This window comes from Streptomyces sp. CRCS-T-1 (assembly GCF_024442335.1).
Taxonomy (GTDB): Bacteria; Actinomycetota; Actinomycetes; order Streptomycetales; family Streptomycetaceae; genus Streptomyces; species Streptomyces koelreuteriae.
In genome coordinates this window covers 631,095-649,991 of the sequence record NZ_CP101651.1, presented here as the reverse complement: position 1 = coordinate 649,991, position 18,897 = coordinate 631,095, and the positions used below count along the sequence as shown (strand labels likewise).

General features: G+C 73.0%; 21 protein-coding genes. 10 read left to right on the top strand and 11 right to left on the bottom strand.

Annotation, left to right across the window (positions count from 1 at the left end; genetic code table 11):
- The first annotated feature begins 10 nt into the window (after window positions 1-10).
- The gene (fabG, locus tag NNW99_RS02975) at window positions 11-730 is read left to right on the top strand and encodes a 3-oxoacyl-ACP reductase FabG (protein WP_215117025.1); all 720 of its coding nucleotides are present in this window, start codon (window positions 11-13) and stop codon (window positions 728-730) included.
- A gap of 11 nt (window positions 731-741) precedes the next feature.
- On the opposite strand, the gene NNW99_RS02970 is transcribed toward fabG, so the two are convergent.
- Window positions 742-1,596 (bottom strand): LysR family transcriptional regulator, encoded by an 855-nt coding sequence (locus NNW99_RS02970; RefSeq protein ID WP_215117024.1) that lies wholly within the window; start codon window positions 1,594-1,596, stop codon window positions 742-744.
- Between the two features lie 68 nt (window positions 1,597-1,664).
- Between NNW99_RS02970 and NNW99_RS02965 the strand changes: the two genes are divergently transcribed.
- Window positions 1,665-2,585, top strand: coding sequence for a DMT family transporter (locus tag NNW99_RS02965; RefSeq protein ID WP_215117023.1), 921 nt, complete (start codon window positions 1,665-1,667; stop codon window positions 2,583-2,585).
- Between the two features lie 88 nt (window positions 2,586-2,673).
- On the opposite strand, the gene NNW99_RS02960 is transcribed toward NNW99_RS02965, so the two are convergent.
- Window positions 2,674-3,123, bottom strand: coding sequence for a spore-associated protein (locus tag NNW99_RS02960; protein WP_215117022.1), 450 nt, complete (start codon window positions 3,121-3,123; stop codon window positions 2,674-2,676).
- A gap of 318 nt (window positions 3,124-3,441) precedes the next feature.
- Here NNW99_RS02960 and NNW99_RS02955 point away from each other — a divergent pair, with 318 nt between their 5' ends.
- The 4 genes from NNW99_RS02955 (at window position 3,442) to NNW99_RS02940 (ending at window position 7,721) form a co-directional block, all read left to right on the top strand.
- Window positions 3,442-4,398 carry a hypothetical protein gene (locus tag NNW99_RS02955; protein ID WP_215117021.1) on the top strand — a complete coding sequence of 319 codons (957 nt, stop codon included), beginning with the start codon at window positions 3,442-3,444 and terminating at the stop codon, window positions 4,396-4,398.
- Window positions 4,399-4,464: 66 nt separating this feature from the next.
- Window positions 4,465-5,202: a bifunctional 2-polyprenyl-6-hydroxyphenol methylase/3-demethylubiquinol 3-O-methyltransferase UbiG gene (locus tag NNW99_RS02950; protein ID WP_215117020.1), complete on the top strand. Its 738-nt coding sequence runs from the start codon at window positions 4,465-4,467 to the stop codon at window positions 5,200-5,202.
- Window positions 5,203-5,292: 90 nt separating this feature from the next.
- Window positions 5,293-6,096, top strand: a complete 804-nt coding sequence (locus NNW99_RS02945; RefSeq protein WP_215117019.1) for a serine/threonine protein kinase — start codon at window positions 5,293-5,295, stop codon at window positions 6,094-6,096.
- Window positions 6,097-6,194: 98 nt separating this feature from the next.
- Window positions 6,195-7,721 carry a serine/threonine-protein kinase gene (locus NNW99_RS02940; protein WP_215117018.1) on the top strand — a complete coding sequence of 509 codons (1,527 nt, stop codon included), beginning with the start codon at window positions 6,195-6,197 and terminating at the stop codon, window positions 7,719-7,721.
- A 69-nt stretch (window positions 7,722-7,790) separates the two neighbouring features.
- Here the strand turns inward: NNW99_RS02940 and NNW99_RS02935 are convergent, their stop codons facing one another.
- The gene (locus tag NNW99_RS02935) at window positions 7,791-8,969 is read right to left on the bottom strand and encodes a hypothetical protein (protein ID WP_215117017.1); all 1,179 of its coding nucleotides are present in this window, start codon (window positions 8,967-8,969) and stop codon (window positions 7,791-7,793) included.
- Window positions 8,970-9,184: 215 nt separating this feature from the next.
- Here NNW99_RS02935 and NNW99_RS02930 point away from each other — a divergent pair, with 215 nt between their 5' ends.
- Window positions 9,185-9,634, top strand: a complete 450-nt coding sequence (locus NNW99_RS02930) for a hypothetical protein (RefSeq protein WP_215117016.1) — start codon at window positions 9,185-9,187, stop codon at window positions 9,632-9,634.
- Window positions 9,635-9,690: 56 nt separating this feature from the next.
- Complete coding sequence (locus NNW99_RS02925; protein WP_215117015.1) at window positions 9,691-10,038, top strand: hypothetical protein; 348 nt, start codon at window positions 9,691-9,693, stop codon at window positions 10,036-10,038.
- 70 nt (window positions 10,039-10,108) lie between these two features.
- Here the strand turns inward: NNW99_RS02925 and NNW99_RS02920 are convergent, their stop codons facing one another.
- Together NNW99_RS02920 and NNW99_RS02915 are read right to left on the bottom strand one after the other, a co-directional pair.
- A complete protein-coding gene (locus tag NNW99_RS02920; RefSeq protein ID WP_215117014.1) occupies window positions 10,109-10,486 on the bottom strand; it encodes a peptidase M23 in 378 nt (125 codons plus the stop codon).
- 52 nt (window positions 10,487-10,538) lie between these two features.
- Complete coding sequence (locus tag NNW99_RS02915; RefSeq protein ID WP_189722426.1) at window positions 10,539-10,913, bottom strand: SH3 domain-containing protein; 375 nt, start codon at window positions 10,911-10,913, stop codon at window positions 10,539-10,541.
- A gap of 284 nt (window positions 10,914-11,197) precedes the next feature.
- Here NNW99_RS02915 and NNW99_RS02910 point away from each other — a divergent pair, with 284 nt between their 5' ends.
- Together NNW99_RS02910 and NNW99_RS02905 are read left to right on the top strand one after the other, a co-directional pair.
- Window positions 11,198-11,626: a VOC family protein gene (locus NNW99_RS02910; protein ID WP_215117013.1), complete on the top strand. Its 429-nt coding sequence runs from the start codon at window positions 11,198-11,200 to the stop codon at window positions 11,624-11,626.
- Window positions 11,627-11,678: 52 nt separating this feature from the next.
- Window positions 11,679-13,598, top strand: a complete 1,920-nt coding sequence (locus NNW99_RS02905; protein WP_215117012.1) for an SMI1/KNR4 family protein — start codon at window positions 11,679-11,681, stop codon at window positions 13,596-13,598.
- On the opposite strand, the gene NNW99_RS02900 is transcribed toward NNW99_RS02905, so the two are convergent.
- The 6 genes from NNW99_RS02900 to NNW99_RS02875 all read right to left on the bottom strand — a co-directional run bounded on the left by NNW99_RS02900 (window position 13,546) and on the right by NNW99_RS02875 (window position 18,749).
- Window positions 13,546-14,772 carry an MFS transporter gene (locus NNW99_RS02900; RefSeq protein ID WP_215117011.1) on the bottom strand — a complete coding sequence of 409 codons (1,227 nt, stop codon included), beginning with the start codon at window positions 14,770-14,772 and terminating at the stop codon, window positions 13,546-13,548. The two genes, NNW99_RS02905 and NNW99_RS02900, sit on opposite strands and share 53 nt — an antisense overlap.
- Before the next feature lie 153 nt (window positions 14,773-14,925).
- Window positions 14,926-15,378, bottom strand: coding sequence for a YbhB/YbcL family Raf kinase inhibitor-like protein (locus NNW99_RS02895; RefSeq protein ID WP_215117010.1), 453 nt, complete (start codon window positions 15,376-15,378; stop codon window positions 14,926-14,928).
- 89 nt (window positions 15,379-15,467) lie between these two features.
- Complete coding sequence (locus NNW99_RS02890; protein ID WP_215117009.1) at window positions 15,468-16,574, bottom strand: CapA family protein; 1,107 nt, start codon at window positions 16,572-16,574, stop codon at window positions 15,468-15,470.
- Between the two features lie 55 nt (window positions 16,575-16,629).
- Window positions 16,630-17,085 carry an archease gene (locus NNW99_RS02885; RefSeq protein ID WP_215117008.1) on the bottom strand — a complete coding sequence of 152 codons (456 nt, stop codon included), beginning with the start codon at window positions 17,083-17,085 and terminating at the stop codon, window positions 16,630-16,632.
- A 54-nt stretch (window positions 17,086-17,139) separates the two neighbouring features.
- Complete coding sequence (locus NNW99_RS02880; protein ID WP_215117007.1) at window positions 17,140-17,742, bottom strand: DJ-1/PfpI family protein; 603 nt, start codon at window positions 17,740-17,742, stop codon at window positions 17,140-17,142.
- Window positions 17,739-18,749 (bottom strand): GlxA family transcriptional regulator, encoded by a 1,011-nt coding sequence (locus tag NNW99_RS02875; RefSeq protein WP_215117006.1) that lies wholly within the window; start codon window positions 18,747-18,749, stop codon window positions 17,739-17,741. The genes NNW99_RS02880 and NNW99_RS02875 overlap by 4 nt, the downstream gene beginning before the upstream one ends.
- Window positions 18,750-18,897 lie beyond the last annotated feature (148 nt).

Below are 18,897 nucleotides of genomic sequence, written 5' to 3'. Positions count from 1 at the left end.
GAGGGACGCCATGCCCGCTCAGGCAACGACCCGTTCGGTCTTCGTCACCGGGGGAAACAGGGGGATCGGACTGGCCATAGCCCGCCGCTTCGCGGCGGCGGGAGACCGGGTGGCGGTGACCTACAGAGGCGCGGAGCCGCCCGCTTCGGAGGGCTTCCTCGCCGTACGGTGCGATGTGACGGACAGCCAACAGGTGGACCGCGCCTTCACGGAGGCCGAGGCGGCCCACGGGCCGGTCACCGTCCTGGTCGCGGGCGCGGGCGTCGCCAACGACCGTCTGCTGGTGCGGATGAGCGACGCCGACTTCACCTCCGTCATCGACACCAACCTCACGGGGGCCTTCCGGGCCGCCCGGCGAGCCGTGCGCGGCATGCTCCGCGAGGGCCACGGCCGTATCGTGCTGGTCTCCTCCACGGCCGCGCTGCACGGCGCCCCCGGGCAGACCAACTACGCGGCGGCCAAGGCCGGGCTGGTCGGATTCGCCCGGTCGCTGACGCACGAACTCGGCCCCCGGGACATCACCTGCAATGTGGTGGCGCCCGGCCTCACCGAGTCGGACATGAGCCGCGCCCTCACCGACCGGCAGCGCGAGGACCTGCTGCGCCGGACCCCGGCCGGGCGCCTCGCACGCCCCGAAGAGGTCGCCGACGCGGTGGCGTTCCTGGCCGGTGCCGGATATGTGCGCGGCGCCGTCGTCCCGGTCGACGGAGGCGCCGGGCTGGGGCACTGAGGCAGGCGGGATCAGCCCGTGCCGTACAGCGTCGTGAGCAGTTCGAGCGCGGCCTGGGCGGCGGGATGCGGCTCGTCCCGCCACCAGGCGAGGCGCACCGCGATCGGCTCGGCGTCGCGCACCGGCCGGTAGACGATGCCGGGGCGCGGGTACTGGTGCGCGGTCGACTCGGCCGTCATGCCCACACAGCGGCCCAGCGAGATCGAGGTCAGCCAGTCGTCGACGTCGTGGGTGGCCTGGGTCGCCGGACGGGAGTCCGCCGGCCAGAGCTGGGTCGTGGTGGTGCCGGTCCGCCGGTCGATCAGCAGCGTGCGTCCGCCGATGTCGGCGAGCCGCACGGAGCGGCGCCGGGCCAAGGGGTCGTCGGACGCCATCGCGCACAGGCGCCGCTCCAGGCCCACGATGGCGGAGTCGAAGCGGCGGTCCTCCAGCGGTCTGCGGACCACGGCCAGGTCGCAGGCCCCCTCCGCGAGCCCGGCGGTGGCGGAGTTGACGCGGATGAGCCGCAGCTCCGTCTCCGGGCGGGTCTCGGCCCAGCGGCGCTGAAAGGCCAGCGTGTGGCGGCCCAGGGCCGACCAGGCGTAGCCGACCCGCAGGGTGGCATGGCCCGAGGTGGCCTCCTGGACCAGATCGTCCACCTCGGCGAGCACCCGCCGGGCATGCCCGAGCACGCGCAGCCCCGCTCCGGTCGGACTCACCTCACGGGAGGTCCGCCGCAACAGCCTTACCCCGAGGGCGCGTTCGAGGGAGGCCAGCGTGCGGGACACAGCCGCCTGGGAGACCCCGAGCGCGATGGCGGCGTCGGTGAAACTGCCCTCGTCGACGATCGCGACGAGACAGCGCAACTGCCGCAGCTCCACATCCATGACTCCAGCGTATAGATGCGGTCGCGGATGCATTTTGCGCAAGCCCCGTGCCGTCTCAGGATCGGGCCATGGACGCAGCCTCCGCACCGACGCCGGCCCCCGCGCAGGAAACTCTCGCGGCCCCCTCCACCCCGGACCTCGGCGCCCCGCACCCCGCCGGACAACGCCTGGCCGGTGTGGTGACCATGGTCGGCAGCGGTCTGTCCAATCAGACCGGCGCCGCGATCGGGTCCCTGGCCTTCCCCGTCCTCGGACCGATCGGTGTCGTCGCCGTACGCCAGTACGTCGCCGCGATCGTCCTGCTGGCCGTGGGCCGCCCCCGGCTGCGCTCCTTCACCAAGCGGCAGTGGTGGCCGGTGCTGCTGCTGGCCCTGGTGTTCGGGACGATGAACCTGTCCCTGTACAGCGCCATCGACCGCATCGGCCTCGGCCTCGCGGTGACGCTGGAGTTCCTCGGGCCCCTGAGCATCGCCCTCGCCGCCTCGCGGCGCCGCGTGGACGCGTGCTGCGCGCTGATCGCGGCGGCCGGAGTCGTCACCCTGATGCGTCCGCAGCCCTCCACCGACTACCTGGGCATGGGCCTCGGGCTGCTGGCCGCCGTCTGCTGGGCGTCGTACATCCTGCTCAACCGCACCGTCGGCCGGCGCACCCCCGGAGTGCAGGGATCGGCCGCGGCGGCCGGGGTCTCCGCCCTGATGTTCCTGCCGGTCGGGATCGTCCTCGTCGCCCACCGTCCGCCGACCGCGGGATCCGTCGCCTACGCCCTGGTGGCCGGAGTCCTGTCCTCGGCCGTCCCGTACCTGGCGGACCTCCTGACCCTGCGCCGCGTCCCGGCCCAGGTCTTCGGGCTCTTCATGAGCGTCAACCCCGTGCTGGCCGCCGTGGTCGGCTGGATCGTCCTCGGCCAGAACCTGGGCTGGACCGAGGCGGCGGCCATCGCGGCCATCGTGGTCGCCAACGTGCTCAGCATCCTCACGTCCCGCGCCTGAGCCCGCTGGGCCCCACGCGAAGAACCGGGCCACCACGGTCCCCCGCGCACGCGCGCGGCAGGGGAGTGGTGACCCGGCTGGAGGGGGGTCAGCGGGTGAAGGTGGTCCGGTGTTCCTTCAGGGAGCCGCAGTTGGAGCCGACCACCTGGACGTACACGTTGGAGATGCTGCCGCCCCAGTCGACGCAGTGACCCTTGCCGCGGACGTAGGACGGTCCGGCGTACGACTTGAAGAGCCCCGCGTCCGAGTCGCCTTCCTCGGTGTCGGGGACCCAGACGTACGCGGACATGTCCACGGCCGTCCCCGGGTTGTTGCGGATGGTCGTGACGCAGTTGTGCCCGTTGGACGCGTTGTACGTGAGGTAGATCGTGCCGAGCGAGCCGACGGGCGCCGAGTTCACGGTCTTGTAGCCGCTGCCGCAGACCTTCTGCGGGGTGGTGTTGGGCGCGGCGGAGGCGGGCGACGCCAGGGCGGTCATGGTCCCCATCGACAGCGCCGCGACCGCGGACACGGCCAGGACGGAACGGGTGAATCTCATATTTCCCCCTTGCAACTCTTCGAGGTGGTTGCTCCTGCATGGTGTGACCCGCAGGCCGTCCAAAGGGTTGTGCGCCAACTCGCGGGAAAACAAGGCGAGACGGCGGGGTGCCGCAGTGTGCCCAGCCTCATCCGGCTTTACTCACGGGTCACTTATGGCACACGCGAAGTGCAGAGGATCTGTGCAGGGGTGTCACACAGGCTGCACACGGCCCTTTCAAAGTCTCGTTAGCGTTACGGCTCGATCCCACGTGCGAACGTGACCAGGCTGCGGCCGGCGCGCACGCCGACCCAGCCAGCCAGATCGGGAAGACCACACATGGACTACTGCTCCTCGTGCCGTCGGCACCTCAACGGCGCCCTGGTCTGCCCGGGGTGCGGTGCCTACGCCCCGGACATCGACCCCTCCGCGCCCTCCGCGTGGCGTGACGGGAACGTGTGGGACGACCGGACCGTGTGGGACGAGAACCGCGCCGGCGCACGGGAGCTCCACCTCGCGTACCCCGGGCCGTTCGCAGGCCGCGAGACCCCGGCCGCGGCCCCGGTCACGGACCCTGCCGGTGGCCACGAGACCCCGGACACGGCGCCGTCCGACGGTCACGGGAGCGCGGACACCGCCCCGGCCGACGACTACCAGGCCCCCCAGCAGGGGCGGGCGGCCCGGCGGCGTCAGCTGGCCCGCTGGAAGAAGAACCAGCGCCGGGCCGTGGTGGCGACCGCCGTCGCGCTCGTCGGAGGCGGTCTGACCGTCGCCGCCATGAAGGGGGACGCCAAGCCCGGCGTCCAGGCGGCCACGGCGCCGGAGGACACGACCATGGGCGGCGCCGGGGGAGAGGCCTCGGCGTACACCGAACCGACGTCGACCCAGCGCGACACCCCGCGTTCCACGCCCACGGGGCCGGAGACCCGCAAGACCCCGCACCGCGAGCAGCCCCGGACCACGGAGCCCCGCACCACACGGGCGGACCCCCGGACGGACGCGGCCGCCACGCCCCGCGAGCTGCCGCTGACGACCCCGCAGCAGCGGACCAGCGTCCCGAGCACCGTCGACACGGTCACCGGCACCGCCGGTGCGGCCACGTCGGAGGCCACCGAGCGGACGACACCGCCCGCGTCCGGCACCGGTGCGGACACCCAGCAGCCCGCGGACCCCACGACACCCCCGCCTTCGGCGAGCCCCACGCCGACCGCTCCCTCGGACTCCGGATCCGGCTCGAACTCCGACTCCGACTCGAAGCCGAAGGAACTCTGCCTGCTCGTCATCTGCCTGGGCTGAGTGGCGACAGGGCGGTCGCCGAAATCCGGTGGCCGCCCGAGGCCCGCTCTCCGTACCTTCGGGCGCATGGCTGACGAGTGCTTCCGGCATCCGCGGCTCGCCGCGGTCTACGACCCGCTCGACCCCGACCGCGGCGACCTCGACCCGTATCTGCGCATGACGGAGGAGTTCGGGGCGCGTCAGGTGCTCGACATCGGCTGCGGGACAGGCGTGTTCGCGCTGCTGCTGGCCGCACGCGGCATCCGGGTCGTCGGAGTCGATCCCGCCGGGGCGTCCCTGGACGTGGCCCGCGGCAAACCGGGCGGCGAGCGGGTGCGGTGGATCCACGGCGATGCGACGACCCTCCCGCCTCTGGCCGCCGACCTCGCCACGATGACGGGCAACGCCGCCCAGGAGATCACCGACCCCGAGGACTGGCGCGCGTTCCTGCGCGGGGCCTGGTCGGCTCTGCGGCCGGGCAGACGTCTGGTCTTCGAGACCCGGATCCCGGCCCGCCGCGCCTGGGAGGAGTGGAACCGCGAGGCCACGTACGCCGTGACGGACGTCCCCGGTGCCGGCACCGTCGAGCACTGGATCGAACTGCTCGACGTGTCAGGCCCGTTGGTGACCTTCCGATCGGTCTACGCCTTCGCCGCCGACGGACAGGTGCTGACCTCGGAATCGACGCTGCGCTTCCGCGAGCGGCGGGAGGTCGAGACCGAACTCGCCGCGCAGGGCTTCGTGGTGGAGGACGTACGCGACGCGCCCGACCGGCCGGGCAGGGAGTTCGTGTTCGTCGCACGACGTCCGGAATCCGCCCACTGAGTCGGCCCCGCCGGCTCTGCGCAACCGGAATCCGCCCGTACAATCCTCGCGACCAAATCGGGGGCCGTCAGCATCGGGGGACATCCTGTTGTGGAAACGATCATCGTGCAGTTGCCCGGTCCCGCACAGTGGGGTGCGGACGAGACGGGCAGTCCCGAACTGATCCACCTGGGCCCCGGGGACATCGCCGACTTCGGACGCGGCACGCCCGGCGGCACAGACGTGCGCATCACCCTGACCGACCCCGGCGTCTCCCGCCGCGCCGGGCAGCTCGAGGCGGCCGGGGACTACTGGCGACTGTCCAACTTCAGCCGCAGCGTGTCCTACGTCGTGGAGAACCTGGAGGGAGCCGGCGAGTACCTCACCGTCGCCCCCGGGCGCCTCGGCGCGCCCGTGCCCTTCGAGTTCTCCCGGGTGGTGCTCCCGGCCCTGTCCGGGAACGCGGCCTTCAAGGTGTTCGCACCCCAGCACGCCTACCTGGGCGAGCGGTCTTCGCCGGGCGGCGGTGAACAGACCGTGCACCCCTTCGCCCTGGACCCCACCTCGAAGTACTTCCTCGTCCTGGTGGCCCTGTGCGAGCCCCGGCTGCGCGACCCCGCCGACTCGGCGCTGCCCGGCGTCGGACAGATCGTGGAGCGGCTGCGTCCGCTGGAGTCCTGCCGGGACCTGACCCGCTCGGCCGTCAACTACCACATCGACTATCTCGCCTTCGCCAAACTGCGCCTGGACCTGGGCGAGGAGACCGCGGCCGGAGCCGACGGCGGCCGCACCGGCGCCAAGCGCACCCGCCTCGCCTCGGTCGCCCTGCGCTTCGGCCTGGTGCGCGAGGAGCACCTCGGTCTGCTGCCGCCCCGTAGCGCCGGCCGCCTCACCCCGCAGGAGGCCGGAGCATGACGACACCCGACGCACAGGATCCCCGAGATCCCCGAGATTCCCGAGACACCCGGGATTCCCAGGACCCCCAAGCTCTCCGGGATCTCCGGGACGACGACATGGAGGCGCCTCGCCCCCGCCTCCCCGAGGGGTTCCGGATCGAGGGCTGGGAGATCGGCCCGGTCATCGGCTCCGGCGGCTGGGGGACCGTGTACGAGGCCCGTACGGTCGCCGACGGCACACCCCTGGCGGTGAAGGTGCTGCCGACCGGTGCCCTGGGCCCCGGCCAGCGCGCCGCGCTCGGTGAACTCGTGGCCCGCGAGGTCCGCTTCAGCGCGGAGGCCGACCACCCCCACCTCGTGCGGACCCACGCCGTGTGCACGGTCGAGGCCCCGGAGCTGCCCGCCCTGGACGGTGCGATCGCGCTGGTGATGGACCGTGCCGAGGCGAGCCTGAGGGACGTACTGGACGCCGCCGCGAACGGCCGGCCCATCGACGGCGCCGATCGCGTCCTGCGCGGAGTGGCGGCCGGACTGGCCCATATGCACGACGCCGGCTGGGTGCACGGCGACCTCAAACCCGCCAACGTCCTGCTGGGCCCCGGCGGTCAGGTGTGGCTGGCCGACTTCGGGCTGGCCACCGAACTCGACGGCACCCACGCCCATCTGCCGCCGCTCGGCACCCTCGACCATCTGCCGCCCGAGTGGTGGTCCCAGCGCACCGGCACCCAGGGCGCCGTCGTCCGGCCCACCGCCGACATCTGGGCCTTCGGCGTCCTCGCCCACCAGGTGCTCACCGGCGGACTCCACCCCTTCGCGGGCGCGACGGCCCGGGCCCGCTCGCTCGCCGCCCAGACCTACGCGCGCGGCACCGCGCCCCTGCGGCTCGACGCCGGTCTCGGCGACGACCTGCGCCGGCTGATCGCCGACTGCCTGGCACCGGACCACACCGCCCGCCTCCCGCACACCGCGTCCGGCATCGCCGCCCGCATCGAGGACATCACCGGCCGTCCACGCCGACTCCGCCGGCGGCGCCTGGTGCCGGCCCTCGCGGCCGGGCTCGTCGTCCTGACCGCCGGGGCGGTCGCCGGGGTGGCCCTGCTCGGCGGAGGCGCCGGCACCCGGGACGAGGATCGTGACAACGGTGTCTCCGCCACCGTCACCGACGCGCGAAGACCGGTGCCGGGCGAGATACCCGCGGACTCCGACGTACCGGAGGCGCTGCGCCCCGTCATCGCCCGCGCCGCCCACCGCTGCACCGACGAGGAGATCACGCCCGTCCTGCTCGCCGCGCTGATCAAGGCGGAGAGCGGCTTCGACACCACCGCGTCCCGCCCGGAGAGCGAGGAGTACGGCATCGCCATGTGGACCCCGTCGGTGTTCCGCGCCTGGGCCGTGGACGGGGACGGCGACGGCGACAAGGACCACATGTCGCCGCCGGACGCGATCGCCACGATGAGCCTGTACGTGTGCTGGCTCGACCAGCGCTTCAAACAGGCCGGGCTGCCGAAGAAGGACCTCCCCGCGCTGGTCGCCGCCGGCTACCGCACCAGCGACCGCACCGTCATCGAGGAGGGCGGCGTCCCGGCCCGGGTACGGCCGCACGTGGACAAGGTGCTGCGCTACCTCGCCGAGTACGAGCGCTGACCCCCGCGCATGCGCGAGCGGTGGGCCGGACCCGTCCGGGCCCCGCCCACCGCTCGTCCCCCGTTCCCGTCACGACCGCGCCGGGCCGCACTCCGGGACGTTCGGCAGCCGGTTGTCCGGCGAGCTGATGTAGATGTTGGAGATGTAGCCCCCGTACTGGGGCAGATAGGCCCACCACTCGTTGGTGTAGGGCGGCACGCTGACCACCTGGCCCCGGACCTGACAGCCCACCAGCACCTCGACCCCGGCCGGGAGTTGCGTGACCCGGGCATCGCCGGTGGCCGGGCCCCTGCGGACGTTCACGAACTCGCCCCAGGTGCCGAACCAGGTCCCGGAGGGCCGCACCCCGCCCGGCACGTTCAGCGAGCGGGTCAGCCGGCCGAGGTCGGTGTAGGCCTTCCCGTACGACGTCCCGGCCGGATGCAGCGTCAGCACGGCCACGATCGTCCGGTCGTCCGCGCCCACCGTGCCCGTGGTGTGCAGCGCGGGACGGGTGAGATCCACGGCCGCGGCGCCCTTCGCTCCTGGTGCGGCGGCCGGCTCTGCCGCTGCCGTCGTCCCCGAGGCGCCGCACGTCCCCTTCGCGTACTTCCCGGACCAGCCCTGCTTCACCGCCCAGGGACGGTCGAACGACCCGGCGATGCCGAAATGCTGGTCGAAGCGGTCCGAGGCGCAGCGCGTGGAGCGGCGCAGATTGTCCATGACGAAGTCACGGACGGGCGCGGGTGCCTCGTCCAGCAGATAGCGGTAGATCGCCACGGTGTCGCGGGCCGACAGGGCGGTGTAGCCCCAGTAGCCCTCGTACCCGGCGGGCGGCGGCGCGGTGTCGCGCAGACCGAGCCGGTCGGACATCCGGTCGACGATCGCCGGGCCGCCGCGATTCGACCAGTAGTGGTCCGCCGCATCGTCCCAACTGCTGCGCAGCATCGGCTCCAGCCGGGCCCGGTCGGCCTCGGGGACGGTGTAGTCGGGTCCCCGGTCCCACAGGAAGTCCAGGGCCAGCAGCAGTTTCACGACCGACGCGGACCGGAACCGCGCGCTCTCGTCGACCTGTTCGGTGAAGGTGCCGGTGCGGCGGTCGAAGACCGCGACCCCGGCGGTGACTCCGTCCGGGATCCGGACGGCCTCGGCGCTCCGGTCGGCCTGAACGGCCGTGGCCGGCCGGGGAACCGCCGTCGCGCCGCCCGGAAGCGACACGATCGTGACGACGGTCGCGAGCGCGGCGGCGCCGCGCAGGAGAGTGCGCATGGTTGCCCTTCATGGTCGCCCGACTGTCCGGCGGGACCTGCCCCCGCGCCGCCACCTTAGGAGCAGGTGGGGCGCGGGCGGTCCTGACGTATGTCAGGGAGCCCCCGGAACGGGACGACCTGGGGGTTCGACCCTGATAAGTGTCAGGTGTCGGGGATGTGGTGACGGCCCTTACGGTCACGACCGGACCACCCGTCGACAACGAAAGAGAGCTCATGAGCCGCCGATCGATCAGGACACTGCTCGCCGCCGGGAGCGCCGCCGCGGTGATGGCGCTCCTCCCCACCTCCGCCCAGGCCGCTCCGTACTCGGGCGGCAACTACGGGGCCTACGGGATGGAGGGGCAGTACCCCACCACCTCCTTCTGCTCGGGCTCGTTCCGGCAGATCGGGGCCACCAAGTACGCCGAAGGCATGGCCCTGAAGTACTTCTACTCCGACAAGTGCGGTTCCTTCGCCCGCATCGAGAGTTCCCGGCCCGGCTGCGCGGCCGTGCTGCAGCGATCCAACAGCGGCGCGGCACGGGTCGACGGATGGGTCTCCGAGACCGTCGACTCCGGCATCAACTACGCCTACACGCAGATGGGCAACAACCTCAACGGCCGTGTCTCGCGCGCGCTGCTCTCGTGTGACGGCCACGACCTGACCTCGACCGGCTGGTACTGAGCCGGCTGGTTCTGAGCCGCACCCCCACCCCACAGGACGACAAGAAGGAGTCAGTCATGCGCAGACACATCCGGCGCGCCGCATGTCTCGCCCTGGCCGGCGCGGCCTTGGTGCTGTCGCCCGTCACCGCCCACGCCCAGGAACAGGCGCCCGACTCGGGCACGTCCACGCAGCAGGTGCAGTCCCGGGGCGGCTACTTCCTCGGTGACGGCGTCAACATCCGCAGCAGGCCGGTGGACGGCACGATCCACGGCCAGGGCTACTTCCGCGAGACGTTCACCGCGCACTGCTGGAACGGCGACGGCCACTGGATCTACCTCACCGCTCACCGGGGCAATGTCACCGGGTGGGTCAAGGTCGACTACGTCTACTACACGGACATGGGCCCGATGGGCTACTGCTGACGGACAAGAGCCTGCGGCGGGTCACCGATCACTCGGTGACCCGCCGCAGGCGTGTGGAGCGGAGGGTGCCTCAGCAGTCCGGGACTCCGGCGATCTTCTCGCCGCCCCGGATGTACAGGTTGTTCACCCAGGCGATGTCGCTGCCCGAGAACTCCATGACCGCGGTCCACCAGTTGTTGGTGCCCACGGCCGGGTCGTGCACCCGCTGGCCCTGCGTCTGGCACACGGCGTCCCCCCACCACTTCGAACGGACCGCGAGACGCGGGGAGTCGGTGGTCGGCTGCTGGCGCAGGTTGACGTTGGTCGCCCAGATGTAGACGTCGGTGAGGGTCGGGTCGCCGCTGTTCGCCGCGGCGGCCGGGGCCGCGTGGGCGGTGCCGGCGAGCGCGCCGACGGTGAGCGCGACGGCCGCGAGGCCCATGGTGGTACGGCTGATCATTCGCTTCATGTGTCTGTCCCCCGTGAGACGTTGATGTGGTCGGGAGTGGTCATGGTCCGGGTCAGCAGCGCGCCGAGGACGGCAGGTCGCCGTACTCGTTGCCCTTGAGGTACACGGCGCTGACGTAGCCCTCCAGGAGCTTCACCCAGACGTCGTTGCTGTAGCCGTTGTCGGTGATGCGCTCGCCACGGGTCCAGCAGTAGGCGCCGAGAGGCTGGCCCGCCGGGCTCGTGGTGATCTTGCCGTAGGAAGTGCCCGGCCCGTAGCGGACGTTGACGTTCTCGTACGGCACGACCGCGTAGGGTGCCGCCTTGACGCGGGCGACGCCCTCCTGGCCGGCGGCCGACGCCGCGGCGGTTCCCGCGGTGAGCGGGCCGAGCAGCGCGAGCGCCCCGGCGCCGACGAGCGCGGCCCTGGCGAAGATGCGAGTGGACATGTCGATTTCCCCCTGAACTGATGTTCGGCGGTGCGGCTCGTGGCCGACGCTCAGTAATGTAGGGAGACCCGGGGCGACACGGTCCCTGACAATTGTCAGGGTCGTCCGGGACGGCAGGGACTCGGCGGGATCGGGGGCGTTCGGCCACCCTGCCGGACGCGGCCGAAAACCGCTCGACGCCCCCGGCCGCCTCCGCCTACGATCCACGGCGCGGCTTCGCGTGCCGGTCACCGGCCGGGTGAGGCATGGAGGCGCCGCGGAGATGCCCGTGGAGGCATTGACCAGTGTCAGTCGAGTTCAATCACACCATCGTTCTGTCCCGGGACCGGGAGAAGTCCGCTCGTTTTCTCGCGGAGATCCTGGGACTCGAGGTCGGGGCTCCGGCCGGAGTGTTCCTGCCGGTGACGACCGCCAACGGCGTCACGCTGGACTTTCTCACCATCGACGCCGACATTCCCATGCAGCACTACGCGTTCCTCGTCTCCGAGGAAGAGTTCGACGAGGCCCTCGCCCGGCTCGTCGAGGCCCGGATCCCCATCCAGGCCGACCCGCACGGCAACCAGCCGCGCCGCATCAACCGCCACGACGGGGGCCGAGGCGTCTACTTCCTCGACCCGGCCGGCCACGGCCTGGAAATCATCACCCGCCCCTACGGCGCCGACCCGGCGTCCCCGCTGAACGGCGTCACGGAGGACGTGCCCGGGGCGGTCTGATCCTGCCCTTGGGCGAGGGCCGTTGTCAGTGGTGGCTGGCAGCATCGCGGTCATGACGGATGCGATGTTCGACTGGCGGCCCTTCCTCGTCCGGTGGAGCGAGGAGTGGGGGGACGCGTTAGGCCCCGACGACTCGCGCGGCGAGCCGGACGAGGAAGCCCGGCGGGCGGGATGGCTGGGCTTCGCTCCGGCGCCGGATGCCCGGATCGCGGCCCTGGAGGAGCGGCTGGGTCTCCGACTGCCGCCGTCCTACCGGGCGTTCCTCCAGGTGACCGACGGGTGGCGGCACGCGGGCGGGTTCGTCTGGCGGCTCGCCGGCACCGAGGACCTCCGCCGGCACGAGGACGCGTCCGGCCTCGCCGAGTGGTTGCGGGAGGAGCTGGACGAGGACTCCACGCCGGAGGAGGTGCTGCTCGCCGGGATGGGGGAGCGCGCCCTGCAACTGGACGTGGAGTCCGATGCCACGTACGTCCTGATGGACCCGGGAGACGTGGGTGACGACGGCGAATGGGCCGTGTACGAGCACGCCACCTGGAGCGGCGACTTCCACCCCCGACGGCACGCGTCCTTCCGGGCGTTCATGGAGGCGATGCACCGCCAGTTCCACATGCTGAGGGCGAGCCGCCTGGGCGAGGAGTTCACCAACAGCACGACACAGGCCCTGGACAGGGCGGTCGACAACGCCCGGCTGGACGCGCTGCGCGGGCACCACGAGCAGGCGGACACGGCTCTGGCGGAGGCGGAGGAGTACGGCAGACCGCGCGCCAAGGCGCTGCGCGACCAGATACGCCGGATGCTGGGGGACTCCCACCTCGTCGACTTCGGCCCGCTCAAGGCCGATCCGCTGTACGCGCCGGAGGTGCTGCCCGTTCTCGCGCCCCAGCACGTGCGCGATGGCGCGGGGTGGAAGTCCCACGTGCGGACGGTTCCGAAGGCGGCGCGCGCGACGGCTGACGAGATCCTGCGGCAGGTGCTGCAGGGCACCTTCCGCTACACGGTCGACGGGCCCTTCGGCCGAGCCGTGGACGAGGCCCGCGAGCAGGCACGGTGGGGCGAGACGGACGCCGCGTGGCGCACCCTGCGGGCCGCGCTCCCGAGCTGGCGGCCCCTCGGCCCGGATCACCTCGCCCCGGTCGGCCTGCTCGCCGATCCGCTCCTGGGCCCGCTGCTCACCGCCGACCGGGGACGAGAGCTGCTGGCGACGCCCAGGGGCGGGGAGACGGGCACCGCGCCGGCGCCCACGGCCGATGCCGATCCGCCGGGCCTGGCGTGGCTGGCGGAGGGGGAACCGACCGGACGCGGGTACCGGTTCGTGCTCGTGGAGGGTGTGGAACCGGCCGAGTTGCCCGACCGGCTCGCCGACGACACGGCCGGCCTGAACGAGCCGATGGAGCTGTGGCGGGCACGTCAGGGCCGGAGCGGGAACGGCCTGTCCGCCACACCGTGGGAGGACCGTGCCCTGGCTGCCGTGGGGCGGGCCGGACCCGGCTGGAGCTTCGCCTTCGACGTGGAGCCGTGGCACTTCCACGAGCGGACGTTCCGCTCCCCGGCGGGCCCGGCGTCCCGCGGCAGCCGCGCGGTGGTCGTCTGGGGCGACCTCTCCGGACTGTTCCACCTGTCCGTGGGCGAGGACGGTGCGGAGAAGTACGCCTTCACCGTCCAGGGCACCGCGACCCGCCGCAGAGGAGCGGTACCGCCCGCGCTTGACCCCGACCGCTTCTTCGGACCGCCCGCGGACGCGTCCCCGGGCGAGGCCCGCCCCTGGCAGGAGGCCGAGCGCGAGGCCCTGTCGGCCGTCGCGGCCGAGTTCGGCGTACGGCTCCCGCGCTTCGCGCTCACCTGCGGACGGCTGCACACCTTCACGACGCTGTCCTGGACCCGGCCACCGGAGCCCGGGGCGGTGTATCAGTTCGGGACCTTCACCGTGCATCCGCTGCCCGGTCCCGACGAGGGAGGAGGAACGGGGTGGTGAGCACGAGGGTGCCGGCCAGGGCGATGGCTGCGCGGGGGCCGGTCAGGGCCGCCAGGAGGCCCCACAGGGCGGTCACGGCTGCGAGGGCGGCCTTGCCGGTGGCCGACCAGGCGGCCAGGGTCCGCGTGACCCGGCTCGAGGGGGTCCGCTCAAGGCGGTAGGTGGCGAACACCGGGTTGAACACGGCGCAGCAGGTGATCAGCCCGAACTCGACCACCATGACGAGCGCCAGCCCGGCCGCGCCGGGGCCGACGAAGGCCAGTCCGAGCGGCCAGCCCGCCCGCAGCACCCCGGCCGTGAACAGCACCCGGTGCCGGCCGAACCGGGCGACGAGCCGTGGCGCCAGCCGGGAGCCGAGCAGGCCGCCGGTACAGGGCACCGAGAAGGCGAGGGCGTACTGCCAGGGGGCGAAGCGCAGGTCGTCGACCATCAGGACCAGGAGCGGTGGCGAGGCCGCCAGGACCAGGGCGTTGAACAGGACCGTGTGGAAGAACAGCGGGCGCAGGCCCGGATCGGCCAGGATGTACCGCCAGCCGTCGAGCAGGTCGCCCGCCCGGGGCCGGGCCGCGGCGGACAGGGACCGGACAGGAGGTTTCTCGCCGCCGCCGATCGCCCCGATCCCGCACGCCGAGAGCAGGTAGCTCACCGCGTTCGCCACCACGCTCGTCACCGGCCCGAACAGCCCGATCGCGGCCCCGCCCAGCGGCGGCCCGACCATGCTCGCGGTCCAGTTCGTCGCCTCGAACCGCCCGTTCGCGACGAGCAGGTCCCCCGGGGGCACCAAGTCCTTCAGGAACGCCCCGGCCGCCGCGTTGAAGGTGATGTCGGACGCCGCGACGGCCACCGACACCAGCAGCAACTGACCGAAGCTCAGCCGGTCCAGCGCGAACGCCACGGGGATGCTCAGCAGCACCGCGCACCGGACCAGGTCGGTCGCGATCATCACCGGCCGTTTGCGGCGTACCTCCGCCCACGGCCCGAGCGGCACCGACACCACCGCGCCGACCGCCGGTCCCACCGCGGCCAGCAGCGCCACCTGCGCCGCCCCGGCGTGCAGCACGAGGACCGCGATCAGGGCGAACGCGTCGAACGCGAGCCAGGTACCGGCCGTGCTGACCGCGTACGCACTCCACAGCCACCCGAACCGCCGCCCCAGCGATCGTCTGCCCGCCATGCCCGGCGCACACCCCCGGCTCCCACGGACAACCTGGTGTTGTCCGGGAGCCATCCAAGCGAGGGCCGGACGCGGCCAGCAAACAACCATCCGGTACCCGAGCCACAACCAACCGTTGTGCCTCGGCCGTGCGGATGGAGCCTGGCCTCCGCGTCAGCGCTGGTACAGCCCCACCAGCGTCCCGTCCGCCAGCCGGCGCCGCTCGACCTCCTCGTGCACCTGGTCCGCTCCGGGCGCGTCGGGCAGGACGCACGGTTCGGACAGGGCGTAGAGCCGGAAGAAGTAGTGATGGGCGTCGTCACCCGGCGGGGGATGCGGCCCGCCCCAGCCCTGCTGCCCGTAGCTGTTGACAAGCTCCGTGCCGCCCGGCGGACAGTGCCCGGCCTCGACGCCGGCGCTGTGCGGGTCGATGCCGACCACGACCCAGTGCGCGAAGGTGCCCGACGGGGCGTCGGGGTCCTCGCAGAGCAGGAGCAGCTCCGCCGCGTCGTCCGGTACGCCGCTCCAGGCGAGCGGCGGGGAGACGTTCGGTCCCTCGTAGGAGTACCGGCGCGCGAGGAAGGAATGGTCGTTGAACGCGTTGCTGCTGAGTTCGATGCCGGTCATGTGGCCCGGAGTACCCCTACGGGACCCGGACATGCGGCGCGGGCGCGGGGCGGCGGGACCGATCGCCGGGCCGGCTGAGCGGCCCCGGTTCATCCGCCCGCCAGCGCCAGCGATCCGTCGGGTGCCGGCGTCACACCCACCCCGCCGCTGATCCGGTCGAGCGTCGCCCGCAGCCAGGCACGGTCCGCCCCGGACGCCGGCTCCAGCCGCATCCGCCGCGCCCGCAACGGCACCATGCGCAGCCCGGCCAGCCGTCCGCTGTCCCCCTCGACCGAGACGAGGAACGCGAGCCGCAGATCGTCGCGGTACTCCTCGTAGCCGGAGATCCCCTCGTAGTCGTCGACGAAGTCGCCGCAGCCGTAGAGGATCAGCCGGTCCCGGTACACCTCCAGCGGGCGGGGGTGGTGCGAGGAATGGCCGTGGACGACGTCGACACCGCCGTCCACCAGGGCGCGCGCGAAACGGACCTGCTCGCGGGGGACGCGGAAGCCCCAGTTCGAGCCCCAGTGCACGGACACGACGGTGAGATCACCGGGCCGTACGACCCGCCGGACGTGCCGCACCACGGCGTCGGCCGCGGTCGGCGAGAGCGCCGGCACGTACGCGACCCCCGGCAGCTCTCCCGTCGCCGCCCAGCCGGACGGGATCCCGCTGGAGCGCGCCCCGAGGGCGAACACCAGCAGGCGGCGGCCGCCGGGGAGAGGGACCGCGGCGGGTGCGTACGCCGCTGCGGCGACGCGCCCCGCACCCGCCGTCCGCAGACCGGCCCGGGCCAGCGCGTCCAGCGTCTCCAGCAGGCCGGGGCGGCCGAAGTCCAGGACGTGGTTGTTGGCGAGGACGGTCACATCGGGCCGGGCCACGGCCAGGGCCGGCAGGTTGGCCGGGTGCATCCGGTAGTGGATCTCCTTGTCCGGCGCGAACGTGTCGCCGCTCGTCACCGACGTCTCCAGATTCACGATCCGGGCGTCCGGCGCCGACTCGTCCAGCACGCGCAGCGCCTCGCCCCACGGCCAGGAGGGCGGGACGGGAACGGGCACCGGGCCGTGCGCCGACTCCGTCAGCCGGACGTAGGCGCGCGCGTCATCGACGTACGCCTCCCGCAGTGCCGGATCGCAGGGATGCGCCAGGATCTGGTCCACGCCGCGCCCGAGCATCACGTCACCGCACAGGAACAGCGTCACGATGCCGCCGCCCACACCTCCACGGTAGGACCACCGCGCGGCCATCCAGGACGCTCAGGCCTTGCGGGTCTCAGGCGTCGACCCTCACCGCACACGACCACCCGTACGGATCCGGCCCGATCCGCAGTTCCTCCCACGCCACCGCCGTCGGGACCGAACCGGTGATCGCCACGTCCGCGAGCCCGATGACCGCCAGTCGCACGTCCAGGCCGCCGTCGGCCTCGTCCGCCTCCACGTCCACGGGCACCTGGCCGTACTCCTCCCACCGGAAGATGACCTCGTCCAGCAGCGTGGCCAGCAGATCGTCGTCGCTGGCCTCGGCCAGCCGCACCCGGTCCACGGCGGTGGCCCGCACCCCGGAGACGTCCGCGAAACACTCCACCAACGCCAGGACGGCTTCCGCCAGACAGTGCTCCCGGCACGCCGCCCACGCCTCGATCCGGACGTCACCTGGATGCGGCACCGTCCGGTGCCCGCACTCGCCCGGCTGCCGTCCCTGCCCGCCGTCGCCCGTGTCACCGCCCATGAACTGCGCTTGCCCGACAGCGGCCCACCCATGCAGCGCCGGTCGCCGCAGCCGTCAGAGGGGCTCGTCCGCGAGGTACGGCGGAGCCGGGTCGTACTGGATGTAGCGGCGCACGGCCCGCGCGTGATCCCGCCCGTGCAGCCGGCCGACGAGCCACAGCGCGCTGTCGATGCCGGCCGAGACGCCCTGGCTGGTGACCAGGTTGCCGTCCACGACGTAGCGGACGTCCCGGACGACCGTCACATCGCCCCGCGCCTCCAGGGCGTCCTCCTGACCCCAATGCGTGGCCACCCGGCGACCGCGCGCGGGACCGGCCGCGTGCAGCAGGAAGGTGCCGGTGCACACGCCGTGCACCCAGGAGGCCCGCTGAGCCGTCCTTCCGATCCAGTCGGTGAGCACCGGGTTGTGGAGCTGGACCTCACGCGCGCCTCGCCCGCCCGGCACATGCAGCACGTCCAGGGGCGGATGGTCGTCCAGGGTGTGGTCGGGCAGCACGCGCAGGCCCTTGTTGCAGCGCACCGGGCCGGGATGCTCGGAGACGAGCACGGCCGTGTCGGCGCCGTCGCGCAGCCGGGCGGAGACGGTGAAGACCTCCCAGGGCCCCACGAAGTCGAGCTCCTCGGCTTCCTCGAAGACCAGCAGTCCGTAGGTCGTCATACGTTTTCTCCTTCTTCTGAGGCGTCTTCTTCTGAGGAGTCGTGGACGCCGGTGAGGCCCGTGGTGGAGCGGAACCGGGCGCGATAGTCCGACGGCGCGACGCCGAGCCGGCGGTGGAACGTGCGGCGCAGGGTCTCCGCCGTGGCGAAGCCGCAGTGGCGGGCGATCGCCTCGACCGGTTCGTCCCCCTCGGTCAGCGCGCGCCGGGCGGCCTCGACACGCACCCGCTCGACATACGCGGCGGGTGGCACGCCCAGTTCGGCGGTGAAGCGGCGCTGGAGGTGACGCGGGCTCAGCCCGGCGTGGGTCGCGAGGGCGGCGATGTCGTGGCGGGCCCCCGGATCGGCGTGGATCGCGCCGACGGCGGCCCGCACCGGGTCCGTCGCCGGCTGCCGCGACCAGAGCGCCACGCTGAACTGCGACTGGCCGCCCGGACGGCGCAGGAACAGCACCAGCCGGCGGGCCACCGCGTGCGCGACGTCCCGGCCCAGGTCGTCCTCCACCAGGGCGAGCGCCAGATCCATGCCCGAGGTCACCCCGGCCGAGGTCCACACCCGCCCGTCCCGGACGAAGATCGGGTCGCAGTCCACCCGCGCCTCGGGATGCTCCCGGGCCAGCTGCTCCTCCCGGGCCCAGTGCGTGGTGACCCGCCGCCCGTCCAGCAGCCCCGCCGCCGCCAGCAGGAACACCCCGCTGCACACCGAGGCGACCCGTCGGGCACCGGCCGCGGCGGCGGCGATCCAGGCGACCAGCGCCGCGTCCTCCCGGGCGTGGTCGACACCCCGGCCGCCGACCACCACCAGGGTGTCCGTCCCGGCCGGGTCCAGGTCCGCCACGCCGTGCACTGCGTGCACGAGCAGCCCGCTGACCGACCTGACCGGTCCGGCCCGGGTCGCCACGATCTCGCAGACGTAGTCGCCCGCACTGTGGAACACCTCGTGCGGGCCGGTGAGATCGAGCGGCTGGAAGCCGTCGAAAACGACGAAGACGATACGACGTGGAGTCACTCGCGCAGTCACCCTTCCACGCTCCGTCCGCCCGGGTCATGGCGTCAACGACACGCATCCCACAGATCGCGCCACGCCACACGCGGGACGTCCGTCGCCGCGTGGGTAGGCGGACGGCGGAACCCGCCAGTGGACCGGGGAGAGGAGG

Bases quoted from the DNA above. Each gene is read 5' to 3' on its own strand.
- fabG (WP_215117025.1), top strand. From the start codon at position 11: ATGCCCGCTCAGGCAACGACCCGTTCGGTCTTCGTCACCGGGGGAAAC.
- NNW99_RS02970 (WP_215117024.1), bottom strand. From the start codon at position 1,596: ATGGATGTGGAGCTGCGGCAGTTGCGCTGTCTCGTCGCGATCGTCGAC.
- NNW99_RS02965 (WP_215117023.1), top strand. From the start codon at position 1,665: ATGGACGCAGCCTCCGCACCGACGCCGGCCCCCGCGCAGGAAACTCTC.
- NNW99_RS02960 (WP_215117022.1), bottom strand. From the start codon at position 3,123: ATGAGATTCACCCGTTCCGTCCTGGCCGTGTCCGCGGTCGCGGCGCTG.
- NNW99_RS02955 (WP_215117021.1), top strand. From the start codon at position 3,442: ATGGACTACTGCTCCTCGTGCCGTCGGCACCTCAACGGCGCCCTGGTC.
- NNW99_RS02950 (WP_215117020.1), top strand. From the start codon at position 4,465: ATGGCTGACGAGTGCTTCCGGCATCCGCGGCTCGCCGCGGTCTACGAC.
- NNW99_RS02940 (WP_215117018.1), top strand. From the start codon at position 6,195: ATGGAGGCGCCTCGCCCCCGCCTCCCCGAGGGGTTCCGGATCGAGGGC.
- NNW99_RS02935 (WP_215117017.1), bottom strand. From the start codon at position 8,969: ATGCGCACTCTCCTGCGCGGCGCCGCCGCGCTCGCGACCGTCGTCACG.
- NNW99_RS02930 (WP_215117016.1), top strand. From the start codon at position 9,185: ATGAGCCGCCGATCGATCAGGACACTGCTCGCCGCCGGGAGCGCCGCC.
- NNW99_RS02925 (WP_215117015.1), top strand. From the start codon at position 9,691: ATGCGCAGACACATCCGGCGCGCCGCATGTCTCGCCCTGGCCGGCGCG.
- NNW99_RS02920 (WP_215117014.1), bottom strand. From the start codon at position 10,486: ATGAAGCGAATGATCAGCCGTACCACCATGGGCCTCGCGGCCGTCGCG.
- NNW99_RS02915 (WP_189722426.1), bottom strand. From the start codon at position 10,913: ATGTCCACTCGCATCTTCGCCAGGGCCGCGCTCGTCGGCGCCGGGGCG.
- NNW99_RS02905 (WP_215117012.1), top strand. From the start codon at position 11,679: ATGACGGATGCGATGTTCGACTGGCGGCCCTTCCTCGTCCGGTGGAGC.
- NNW99_RS02900 (WP_215117011.1), bottom strand. From the start codon at position 14,772: ATGGCGGGCAGACGATCGCTGGGGCGGCGGTTCGGGTGGCTGTGGAGT.
- NNW99_RS02895 (WP_215117010.1), bottom strand. From the start codon at position 15,378: ATGACCGGCATCGAACTCAGCAGCAACGCGTTCAACGACCATTCCTTC.
- NNW99_RS02885 (WP_215117008.1), bottom strand. From the start codon at position 17,085: ATGGGCGGTGACACGGGCGACGGCGGGCAGGGACGGCAGCCGGGCGAG.
- NNW99_RS02880 (WP_215117007.1), bottom strand. From the start codon at position 17,742: ATGACGACCTACGGACTGCTGGTCTTCGAGGAAGCCGAGGAGCTCGAC.